Source organism: Rhodopirellula sp. JB055, from assembly GCF_043100905.1.
GTDB lineage: Bacteria > Planctomycetota > Planctomycetia > Pirellulales > Pirellulaceae > Rhodopirellula.
This window is the reverse complement of the sequence record NZ_JBICHO010000551.1, coordinates 1-11,298: the sequence shown is the minus strand read 5'-3', so window position 1 is coordinate 11,298 and position 11,298 is coordinate 1. Positions and strand designations below refer to the sequence as shown.

Sequence of the window (11,298 nt, the reverse complement as noted above, 5' to 3'; positions counted from 1 at the left end):
AGAGATGGCATCGAAGTTCCCCGAGTCAGGCGGGACTTACACCTTCAGCCGCAAAGTCCTCTCGGTCGAATCCGCCTTCACAGTGGGCTGGGTCGTGTGGTTCGCTTCGATCGTCGCCGCGGTTCTCTACGCGATCGGTTTCGGCAGTTTCGCAACGCTGTTGCTGAGCGAACTGTCCGCGACCCAGGGTGCCGTTCCGCCTTGGCTGAATGAACCCTGGAGCGTCCCGGCGGTTTCCATCGTCACGACCATTGGGATCGGAGCGATGATGACGTTCCGCTCGTCGGGCGGCGGTGCTTGGATCAACGTCGCCAAAGTCGCCGTCTTTTCCGTTTTGATTGTTGGTGGGTTCTGGGCGTTGAGCGAACAATCGGTGCTCAAGACCACTCAGGAACTGCGGCCATTCCTAGCCTCGGGATGGACCGGGTTGATTCAGGCGATGGGGTACAGTTTCATTGCTCTTCAAGGGTTTGATTTGATCGCCGCGGTCGGCGGCGAAGTTCGCGAACCGGCCAAGAACATCCCGCGAGCGATGCTGCTGTCGCTGGTGATCGCGTTGCTGATCTATTTGCCACTCCTGTTTGTGCTCAGCACCGTTGGTACCGATGGATCCCAAAACATTCGAGAGCTGGCCGCGTCAGATCCTGAGGCCGTTGTCGCGCTTGCCGCAAGGCATTACCTCGGCACGTCAGGTTACTGGTTGGTGTTGATCGCGGCAGTGCTTTCGATGTTCTCGGCACTGCAAGCCAACCTGTTTGCCGCCTCACGAATCGCGTTGGCCATGTCGCGAGACAACACGTTGCCAGCCGCCCTCAGTCGTCTGGCTTCAGGATCGAAATCGCCCTGGGTTTCCGTGCTGGTCACGATCGCACTGGTTTGTTTGCTGATCCTGATCTTGCCCAACCTTGCGGCCGCAGGTGCTGCGTCCAGCCTGATCTTCTTGGTGACGTTTGCGATCGCTCATTGGCTGTCCATCCTGGTCCGCCAACGCTGTGTGATTGCTCCGCCGCCGTTTCGAGTCCCTGGCTATCCTGTTGTGCCCGTGATTGGCGGCGCGGCTTGCTTGGCACTGGCTGTGTTCCAAGGGATTGCAGTTCCCGAGGCCGGAATCATTGCCGTCATGTGGCTGGCCTTGGGCGGCGTGCTGTTTCTATCCTTGTTTGCTCGGCGAGCCCGTTTGACGGACGTGTCGAACATGGCCAGCAATCCCGAACTCTCTCGACTGCGTGGCAACTCACCATTGGTGCTGGTTCCCATCGCCAACCCCAACAACGCTCGCGCGATGATCGCGTTGGCCGACACCTTGGTCCCCGCCGCGTTCGGTCGCGTGCTGGTGCAAACCGTGGTGGTGGCTCCTCCAGACTGGGACCCGGTTACCAACCATCGCCCTTCGGCACAGCTTCATTCGGTGATGAACGAGATCCTGCACGCCTCATCCAGCCTCGGTGTTCGCTGCGAAACGTTGACCACCGTTTCCCCCGAACCGATGCAAGAGATTGCCCGGGTGGCTGACCTGCACCAATGCCAATCCGTGCTGCTGGGACTGAGCGAAATCACAGCGGAAGCTCGCGACACGCCGCTGGAAGGTTTGCTCGGACAACTCTCCAGCGACGTCGTTGTCTTGCGAGCGCCCAAGGACTGGCAACTCGATCAGAGCCAGCAGATCCTCGTGCCCGTTGGCGGGCGAGGCGGCCACGATTACTTGCTCACGCGATTGCTCAGCAGCCTTTCTCGCGAGCAAAAAAGACAAGTAAAATTCTTGCGAGTGATCCCCACCGACACGCTCCGCAGCGATCAAAAACGAATCCGCAAAGAACTCGACCGAACGACGCGAGCCAACGGAGGTCGAGTTTGCGAACGCGAGATTGTGATCAGCAACGATCCAATCAAAACCATCGTCGATCGGGCCGGCGAAGCGGGGCTGATCATCCTGGGTGCTCAACGACTGGGACCACGACGAAAGCTCTTCGGCAACTTCACTCGAAAAGTCGCCCTGGAATCCAACTGCCCCGTGATCATCATCAGCCGCCGCGGCTAAGGAACGAATGAGCCTACAAAGTTGCTGGCTCCTGACGTGCCATGCCCCCTTGGTTTTCCAAACAAACACTTGACTTAATCGCCCCCTCTTAACTTTGAGCAGTAGAGATCTGTGGCGGTTATCTCACCAACCATTTGGTTGGACCAAACAAGTGTTTTCTTGAACTGTTTGTGAGGGGTGTCCGCTGTGCTTGTCAGATTGTTCCTAGGTGCATTCATCCTCTGCTTGAATGCAGATCCTCTGGCGTTCAGCCAGGAGGTGAAGCGATTTGAACTCAGCTCAGCAAGGATCACAAACAGCCGTAAGATTCATATCGGCAGTGTCCCGGCATCAGACACAACGCAGATATCGATTGATGTGGTCAATGACACCGAGGCGGAAGAGCATTTCGAAGGGCCCATCCTCAACTGCAACTGTGCCGACGCGAAGTTCGAAGAGGGGCCTCTGCTGCCTGGTCAAACCAGGCGTCTCACTGTTGCCTTGAAGCCTCAAAAACAACTCAGGCGAGGGCAGGGAACCGTCCATGTTTCGTTCAAGCGACCCGATGTAGGAGTAAGCAATCTAAGACTGACCCTGAACTACGCAGTTGCCGGTCACTTCTCTTTCGACAGTCCCTTTGCGACCTTGCAGTACGGCAGCCAACCAGGGGTCTATCAATTTGAGCTCCCCGTGTTTGTGGACCCTGCTCTGGATCATCGGCAACTGGAATTGAACTGCAATGACGAGCGGGTTGGCCTCTCATTCGGGGACTTTGACCAATCTGGAGTCGGCCACATTGATGTGGACCTACCACCTGATTCAGGTGAGCGCTTCGCGGTTGTATCCATGCGGCATCCGCCAACCAACACTCAAGTGGATTGCCAAGTGCTCATCCAGCCCAAGCAGCACCTGAAGCTTGCACCCGCACGGTTGCTATTCAAGACCAACGAGGATGGATCGCTCCAATCCTCGCTGATAGTCCTTCGGTCCTTGGATGACGATGACAAGGATGAGCCGAATGAGAAACAAAGGTCGCCTGGAAAGCCGATGATCGAATGGAGCTTTGAAGGACAAACAGGGTTCGGCAAGGTGCATGATGTTTCCAATTCTCTCTGCCGCGCTTCTGTCAAGATTCCGGTGGCAACCGCGAAGAAACTGAGTGATCTCATGCCCCCCAAAAGCGTCCCAGAAGCAAGGACACCAAAAATCCAAATCCGGGTTCGGTGGGGCGAGCATTCAATGACCGAGGATCTTTCCTATAAGGTCTTTGAGAAGTCAACCACAGACGAAGCAGGCAGGAACGAATGAATCGTCTTCCTTCCAAGCGACTTCGCTCCATCAAATCTTGCACATGGCGAACGCAATGCTTGGCGTTTGTCGCTTTGCTCCTTACCGGAACAACTGCTGCGACGGCACAGGAGGCAGCACTCGGTTCCGGCGAGCACTATTTCCAGGCTCATTATGCGGCCATGGCGGAGATCCGGGACTACGACGTCTTGTACAGCGGATTCACGGACAGTTCGCCGGAGACTGGCGCATCCTATTTCCTGGAGATGCAAGGACGGACGATGGCGAGTGAAGAAGACGACATGGTGGTTGTGCTAAAAAAAACGAGCGTTCCAGTGGGCTGAGTTCTTCCCAGCGTCTTATGAACGATTCGGCACAGAGTGCCAGCAGAATGGAAGTCTATTCTGGGCGTCTGATTGACAAAGATCTCGTCGCCCGGCAATTTCCGGGCGGATTGCGTCGAGCCGAGTTCCCAAAAGAATTCTCCCCCTATTACTTCCATCACCTAGAAGGACTCCCTACGTTTCCACTCTTTGGAACCGTGACCTTTCCGTTGTTCATGGACCCGGCAGGAAAAGCCTTTGAGAGAATTAAATCGGAACGAATCAGCCCCACAGCAAACCAACAGCTCATTCGGGAAACAGCGAATGAAGCGGTCGTTCGCATTGCGGTGGAACAGCCCGTTGGACAAAAACGCAGGTTGTTTTTCTACTTCGACGCCGAGACCATGCTGATCGTAAGCAAGCGGGTGTCCTTGCTTGAGCACAACTCGTGGAACCCCATCTTCAAAAGTGAGTACACCTACACGAAACACAATGGGTTGTATGTTCCTGAGCCGGAGAGATCGGTGACGTTCAAGACAAGAAATGAAACAAAGATTGTGGAGCGACACACCGAAGTCATGTATGAGTGGAAGGACCTCGATCGCGAGCGGGCGAAGCAGTGGCAAGTGGCAGATCTTTGGAGGATCGAAAGTCTGGACCGATTGATTGAAGGCGAGGACATTGCCGAGATTGGCACCGAAGCACCAAACAAAAACTGACCTGGATCCAAGTCCACTTCCAACCGTTCGCGTCACGCGACTCGACGACAGCGATGGCCCACGCAAACATTTGGGGACAAATGTTCTACTCTGTTTCTCACGACAACTCTTTTTTCAGCTTTGCGTCGGCAGCGTTCATCTCGTCCTGCGACCTGAATTCGACCACGATCGTCTTCAGCCGAGAGGTTTCGCCCGCGACGATCGCCACACGGCCCTTGCTGACGCGCAACCATTTCGCAAGTGAAGCGATGACCGCTTTGTTGGCTTTGCCATCTTCGGGCACCGTGTGAACCGACACCTTCAACGCTCCATCGTGCAGCCCACCCACGGATGCCTTCTTGGCTTTGGGAGTGACCCGCACGCGAAACTTCCATGTCAATCCTTCGCACTGTCGGTCCAGTGCGACGCTTGATCCACTCATCCGCTTTTCATTCCTCCGCGGGTTTCGACAACGCTGCGGAGCGACGCCCCAAGTTGCCATAGCGGTGGTAGTCGTGCGAGATCGATTGCTCGTTCAAGTACCGCAGGCATTCGATGCGACCATGATCCACGACCGGTTCATCAATGACGGTGATGAAGTTCCGCCCGCAAACTCGACGAATCGATTCTTTTGCGGGAGTCAGGGTTCGCATCCGGCTGACACCGCCCGCTTCCACTCGCTCGACCAGTTGTTCCACGGACTCATCGATCGGATCGATCAAACCAGGCAACCAATCCGCCGTGGTCTCGAGCATCGCTCGCATCGACCGATCCAGTTCCGACGACAAAGAAAGCGTGAACTGAGTCCCGACGCACACCGCGGCAGAAATGGCCACGATCGCATCGACAATGTCATCGCCTTGCTCGATTCGAACAGTCATGCCGTTCACCGATCGGTAGCGACGAATGTTGTCTTGGCCAACCAACTGATAAGTGTCGTGCTCCAATGCAAAATCCGTCGCGTTGGCGATTTCTTGCGAGGTGATCGCGCGTTCGATTCGGAACTTGCGTGCATCCCCCAACATTTCCTCGGAGTAACGACCACGCTCGATCCAATCTCGCATGCGATCGAGCTGATCGTGCGAAGCGTCCACCTCGTCCGCAGACGGTTGCCAATCGCTGACATGCGTGACGCGAGAAAGCGCGAGCACGTAGTTGGGCCCGCCGGCTTTGATCCCTGGTCCGTACGCGGAAAGACCGACGCCGCCGAATGGTTGTCGCAACACAATCGCACCAGTCGTTGGACGGTTGATGTACAGGTTGCCGGCGGGGATCGATTCTCGCCAGAGTTTGATTTCGCGATCGTCCAAACTTTCCAAGCCGCTGGTCAACCCATAGCCGGTCGAACGCACGATCTCGATGGCTTCTTCCAGCCGACCAAATCGCATCACACCCATCACCGGACCAAACAACTCGGTCGTGTGTGTGAAGCTGCCGGGCTGCACGTCCCACTTCACACCGGGGCGATAGAGCGTTGGGTTGCCGTCGATGTGCTCGGACATCACCAACCAAGATTCACCGCCCTCAAGCTCTTGCAAACCACGTCGCAGCTTGTCCGTTGGCGGATCGACCAACGGGGTCACGCGGGTGTGCAAATCCCAAGCGGATCCCACCGGCAGGCTGCGAACGGCATCGGCCAAGATTTCGCGAAATTCGGGATCGTCGAAGACTTCGTTTTCCAGCAACAGCAGCGACGTGGCACTGCATTTTTGTCCGCTATGACCAAACGCTGAGTGCAGCACGTGCTTGATTGCCAAGTCGCGATCCGCCATCGCGGTCACGATCGTGACATTTTTACCACCCGTTTCCGCCAACAAGTGCAAATCGGGGCGAACATCCAACATGCGTTTCGCGGTCGATGTGCCACCGGTCAGGATGACCGTGTCCACGATCGGATTCTTGACCAACTGCTCCTCAGCGACCTCATCATCACAAATCACAAATTGCAATGCGTCACGAGGAACGCCCGCGTCCCAGAATGCCTGGCACATCAACCACGCTGGCAACAACGTTTGCATCGATGGTTTCACAACCACCGGGTTGCCCGCTGCAATGGCCGCTGCGATGCCACCGCAGGCAATGGCCAACGGGAAGTTCCAAGGCGTGATCACAGCAACGACACCGCGTGGCTCACACTGGATGCCTGCACATTCGTCCCAAGCTTTCATCGTCAACGGATAGAACTCCAGGAAGTCAATCGCTTCGCTGACTTCTGGATCTGCTTCGGCAACCGTTTTGCCTGCTCCGGCGACCATGCTGCCGATCCAATCCCCGCGTCTTTCGCGAGCCAGTTGGGCGACCGCACGCAAGATCGTGTGGCGTTCTGCGACCGGAAGATCTTTGGCCCATGTCGACTCACTGGCCGCCTGAACGGCGGACACCAACGCGGCGGAAGTCGCTTTCTTGTACCGACACGTCACGACACCAGGTCGAGACACATCGTCGGTCGTGAACCATTCCGCAGAGACCCGGTCGTCTCCTTCGAGCGATTCCGCATCGGGCAACCCATCCAACACGGGAGTCACGCGGATCGCTTGCTCATCGCAAAGCGGCTTCCAACGACCCAACGTTTCTTGTGCCCACTTCGAATTGTGAGGCAGCGACCAATCGGTATCGGGTTCATTCACGAACTGCGTCCAATGCTCTGCCGCATGCGGCTGCACAGGAGTCTGGTATCGGTTCTGAGTGCGTCGAGGCTGGACCGAAACCGTTTCGCAATCTTTCAGTGCCTCTTTGAATCGCCCGGCCAGCAATTCAAAGTCCGGCGTATCGGGCTGCAGCCGATAGGCGTGACGCAAGAAGTTCTCGGCGCCGGTGTTTTCATCCAAGCGGCGAATCAAATACGTGATCGCATGCAAAAAATCAGATTTTGTACAAGCGGGGGCGTACAGCAACATCGCCGCGTCTCGTTCCGTCAGCGCACGACGTTGATGGTTGGCCATGCCCTCCAGCATTTCGAACTGGACCGAATCAGACGCCCCAAGTCGTTGAGTCCAGATCATCGCCAGCGCCACATCAAACAAATTGTGCGAAGCCACCCCGACGCGAATGTTGCCATCCGCGGCGGCCGTGATCAACTCCCGTAGCATCCGTTTGAAATTGGCATCCGTGTCGTGCTTGTTCGTGTAAGGTGCCAGCGGCCATCCACCGACCGAGGCGTGCACGCGTTCCATTTCCAGGTTCGCACCTTTGACCAACCGAATCGTCAGCGGCGCACCACCGTCGGCCACTCGTTTGGTCGACCACTCAATCAGGTCTCGCATGACTAAGCAAGAATCTGGCACGTAGGCTTGCAACGCGATCCCAGCTTGAACGGAATCCAGATCGTCGCGTTCCAAGGTCTCACGTAACACGTCCGCGGTCAGATACAGATCGCTGTACTCTTCCATGTCCAAGTACACGAATTTGTCCTTCGCCTTGGAACCATCGTCCATGTGGTTGGCGTTGCGATACAAACGCTCCAAGCGATCGGAGACCATGCGGATGGTGTGCTCGCGAGCCAAGGGCGACACTTGGCTATAGAGCGTGGTGAGTTTGACCGAGATGCATCGCACCTCCGGCATCCGCAACAACTCGTAGAACGACTGCATCCGCTTGCGCGTTTCGTCGTCACCCAGCAAGGCTTCGCCGAGCAGGTTCACATTCATCGCCACGCCGTGACGCTGGCGGGATGCCAAGTGCGGAGTCAATAGATCTGGTTCTGCCGGCAGAATCACATTGGCCGTTTCGCGTCGCATCTTTTCTTTGACCAGCGGCACGGCCACACCGGGCAGGTACTCGCCAAAGGACTGAAACCCTTTCAGCATGGCTTGTTCGACCGGGCTGAAGAATCGCGGGATGCCCTGCAAATCCAGCAGGTGAGTCATCTGGTCGGCCACGCGAGCAGGCGTGTGGGTACGGAACGCTTGGTCCGTCATTTCAACCAAGGTGGCTTTGTCGGCATCGTGCCCAATCATGCGATCCAGTTCGGATTGCTGTCGCCGCTCCTGCGGCGTCTGAAGGGCTCGCGATTCCCGCAACAGATCCGCGGCCAGCTCAATCGCGGCAGCAGCGTCTTGATCGGGGTCGAAACCCTGCAACGTTGACAAGGAAGCTGATTCAGGCTGATTCAAGACACGACCCTTCAAAAAAGTTGTTCGCGGAAACGATGATCTAACAAACGAGGTTCGCCTAACGCCCATTGACGGCTAAACTTTCGCAACTTGCAACCGCCTGTTTTCTCAGCGAATTCTCAATGGCATTCCGCCGCGACCCAAAGACGCCTGCAATGACGACAGATTTGCCGCAACATGTGTTCCGTTTACGAGTGCGCTACGACGAATGCGACCCGATGGGATTCGTTCACCATTCCAATTACTTGCGATATTTCGAAATCGGCCGCACCGAATTCCTGCGGTCGTCGGGGGGGCGGTACCGCGAAGTCGAGGAAGCGGGGCTGTATGTCGTGGTTGTCCACGTTGATTGTCGCTATCGTGCGTCCGCACGTTATGATGATGAAATCGATATCGTGACACGAATCGCCAAGATCACCGCGGCCAAGATCATCCATGAGTAGGAGATCCTCCGCGGCGACGAGGTGTTGGTGCAAGCGACCGTGACCCTGGCGGTGATTGATAAGAACGGTCGATTGCAACGTGTTCCCGAAGCATTGTTGACGTAAAGCTCTTTGACTCTTTCCTACCTGGTGCCCTCCCAATGCGTCCTGACCAACCCGCCCGATCGATCAGCAACCGCCGTCAATTCCTCCGCCGTTTGGGAATGACATCCGCCGTTGGATACGCTGCCTACTTGGCTCATCAAGTCAGCCCTTCGCCATTGAGCACGAACGCCAATGGATTGCCGGGGCAGGGCAGGGCACTTTGGGCTGCTGAAGCAACCACCGAAACCAGTGGCGGATACCTGAAGCAATCCCTGAAAGCCGGCATGATCCGAGCCGGAAAGTCCGATGCCGCTAACCCGTGGATCGAACGATTTCGAATTGCCAAAGACGCGGGATTCGAAGGCGTCGAACCCAACACCTCCCCAGGCATGGACGTCCAAGCGATGGTCGCCGCGTCCGCGGAAACCGGTTTGACGATCGACGGAACGGTCGGCGGCTATCACTGGGGCACCACCCACACCAGTCCTGATGCAGCGACCCGCAAGAAGGCTCAGCAATTGCTGGAGGAGTCGCTGCAGCAGACCGCCGACTTGGGTGCCAACACGTTCCTGATCGTTCCCGGCCACGGCAAAGACGGCACGGCCGAAGAAGTCCGCCAGCGCGCCTTCGAAGCCCTCGATCGCGCTGTCCCCCTCGCTGAAAAGTTGGGCGTCAAAATCCTGATCGAGAACGTCTGGAATCACTTCCTCTACGATCACGGTGGAGACGAAAACCAATCGGCTCAACCACTGGCAGACTTTGTTGACTCGTTCAACACACCTTGGATCGGTGTCCAGTTCGATCTTGGCAACCACTGGAAGTACGGTGACGTGGCCGAGTGGGTGACGACCCTGGGACACCGAATCGGCAAACTGGACATCAAGGGATTCTCCCGTGAACAAGGTCGCTTCACCGACGTCACGGAAGGCGACATCGATTGGGCCAGCGTCCGCAAGGCACTCGCAGAAATCAAGTTCCAAGGCTGGGTGGCCGCGGAAGTGGGTGGCGGTGATGCGGAACGGCTGAAGAAGATTCACGGCCAAATTGAGACCGCGTTGCATTGCTCCAAATCGCTTTCGCAAATCAAGGCGGAGACCGCGTGACGGCACCGCAACCGTTGAATCCGACCAACCAAGACTCTGAATCTGTTTCCGCGGAAGCATCCCCAGCGGAAACAGAACACGTCAGTGTGATGCCCAACGAGATCGTGCAGTGGGTTCGAGAAATCAATCCGACCACGGTCATCGATGGCACCTACGGCGGTGGCGGGCACACTCGTTTGCTGGCCGAAGTGTTAGCGGACGCTGAAACCGAGTCCGGAACACCGCGCGTGATTGCGATCGATCGCGATCCGGCGGTGGTTCGTCGTGATGAACAAAAGGCTTGGATCCAAGACGATCCCCGAATCGAATTGTTCCTCGGCAGCTATGAAAATTCGCCCAAGGCACTCGACGCGTTGGACCTGACGCATGCTGATGCTTTGGTGCTGGACCTCGGTTTATCCAGCGATCAACTTGCCGATCGAAACCGAGGGTTCACCTTCACGATCGAAGACGCGGAACTGGACCTCCGTTTTGATCCGGAAAATGGAGTCCCGGCTTATCGTTGGCTTCAACAACACAGCGAAAAAGAAATCGCTGATGCGATCTATCAATTTGGCGAAGAACGATTCAGTCGCCGCATCGCCAAACAGATCTTCTTACGAGCCCGCGAGCGCAACCCAGTCACCCAAGTCGGTGAGTTGGTGGAGATCTGTCGCCGCTGCGTGCCTCGTTCACGCAACCACGACATCCATCCCGCCACGCGAACATTTCAGGCGTTGCGGATCGCGGTCAATGATGAACTCGGCGGCCTCACACGAACCTTGCAGTCGGCTCCCGATTGGATTGCCCCCGGTGGTCGCGCCGTGATCATCAGCTTTCACTCACTGGAAGATCGAATCGTCAAGAACGCGTTCCGCGATGACGACCGCTGGGAAATCCTGACGCGAAAACCGCTGCGTCCCACCGACGAAGAGGTCCAAGCCAACCCTCGCAGCCGCAGCGCCAAACTCCGCGTCGCCCAACGCGTGTAGCGTTCGCAGAATCACAGAAGGGGAGGAACGCTGCCCATTGCTCGAACGTTTTGACGTTGCACATTCACGGAAACCCGATGCGTGACGGCTTGTTGATTCATTCGATTTCACAACCCGACGCGTGAGTTTTGAAGTTGCGCTTAGGCGTGAGCATTGGTTTTTCATAACCCGACGCGGACGCCACGCCACGCCTTCCAACGCAAACCGCCCGGTGGTCCCAACCAGACACTGCGGGTTTTTTGAAAAGAGCAACAAAAAAA

General features: G+C 56.7%; 9 protein-coding genes. 7 read left to right on the top strand and 2 right to left on the bottom strand.

Going from position 1 to position 11,298, the window contains the following annotated elements:
- The 4 genes from ACF8AM_RS21640 to ACF8AM_RS21625 all read left to right on the top strand — a co-directional run.
- Positions 1-2,038 (top strand): amino acid permease (locus tag ACF8AM_RS21640; RefSeq protein WP_392557648.1); only part of this gene is annotated, 2,038 nt, incomplete at its 5' end.
- Positions 2,039-2,263: 225 nt separating this feature from the next.
- On the top strand, positions 2,264-3,325 hold the full coding sequence (locus tag ACF8AM_RS21635; protein ID WP_392557647.1) for a hypothetical protein: 1,062 nt from the start codon (positions 2,264-2,266) through the stop codon (positions 3,323-3,325).
- Positions 3,322-3,648, top strand: coding sequence for a hypothetical protein (locus tag ACF8AM_RS21630; RefSeq protein ID WP_392557646.1), 327 nt, complete (start codon positions 3,322-3,324; stop codon positions 3,646-3,648). Before ACF8AM_RS21635 ends, ACF8AM_RS21630 begins: the two co-directional genes overlap by 4 nt.
- A 47-nt stretch (positions 3,649-3,695) precedes the next feature.
- Positions 3,696-4,346: a hypothetical protein gene (locus tag ACF8AM_RS21625; protein WP_392557645.1), complete on the top strand. Its 651-nt coding sequence runs from the start codon at positions 3,696-3,698 to the stop codon at positions 4,344-4,346.
- Between the two features lie 97 nt (positions 4,347-4,443).
- On the opposite strand, the gene ACF8AM_RS21620 is transcribed toward ACF8AM_RS21625, so the two are convergent.
- Positions 4,444-4,767 carry a DUF167 domain-containing protein gene (locus tag ACF8AM_RS21620; protein WP_392557644.1) on the bottom strand — a complete coding sequence of 108 codons (324 nt, stop codon included), beginning with the start codon at positions 4,765-4,767 and terminating at the stop codon, positions 4,444-4,446.
- A 7-nt stretch (positions 4,768-4,774) separates the two neighbouring features.
- Positions 4,775-8,506: a bifunctional proline dehydrogenase/L-glutamate gamma-semialdehyde dehydrogenase gene (locus ACF8AM_RS21615; protein WP_392557643.1), complete on the bottom strand. Its 3,732-nt coding sequence runs from the start codon at positions 8,504-8,506 to the stop codon at positions 4,775-4,777.
- A 53-nt stretch (positions 8,507-8,559) separates the two neighbouring features.
- Here ACF8AM_RS21615 and ACF8AM_RS21610 point away from each other — a divergent pair, with 53 nt between their 5' ends.
- The 3 genes from ACF8AM_RS21610 to rsmH all read left to right on the top strand — a co-directional run bounded on the left by ACF8AM_RS21610 (position 8,560) and on the right by rsmH (position 11,038).
- A complete protein-coding gene (locus ACF8AM_RS21610; protein ID WP_392557642.1) occupies positions 8,560-8,880 on the top strand; it encodes an acyl-CoA thioesterase in 321 nt (106 codons plus the stop codon).
- Positions 8,881-9,020: 140 nt separating this feature from the next.
- Complete coding sequence (locus tag ACF8AM_RS21605) at positions 9,021-10,067, top strand: sugar phosphate isomerase/epimerase family protein (RefSeq protein ID WP_392557641.1); 1,047 nt, start codon at positions 9,021-9,023, stop codon at positions 10,065-10,067.
- The gene (gene rsmH, locus ACF8AM_RS21600; RefSeq protein ID WP_392557640.1) at positions 10,064-11,038 is read left to right on the top strand and encodes a 16S rRNA (cytosine(1402)-N(4))-methyltransferase RsmH; all 975 of its coding nucleotides are present in this window, start codon (positions 10,064-10,066) and stop codon (positions 11,036-11,038) included. Before ACF8AM_RS21605 ends, rsmH begins: the two co-directional genes overlap by 4 nt.
- Positions 11,039-11,298 lie beyond the last annotated feature (260 nt).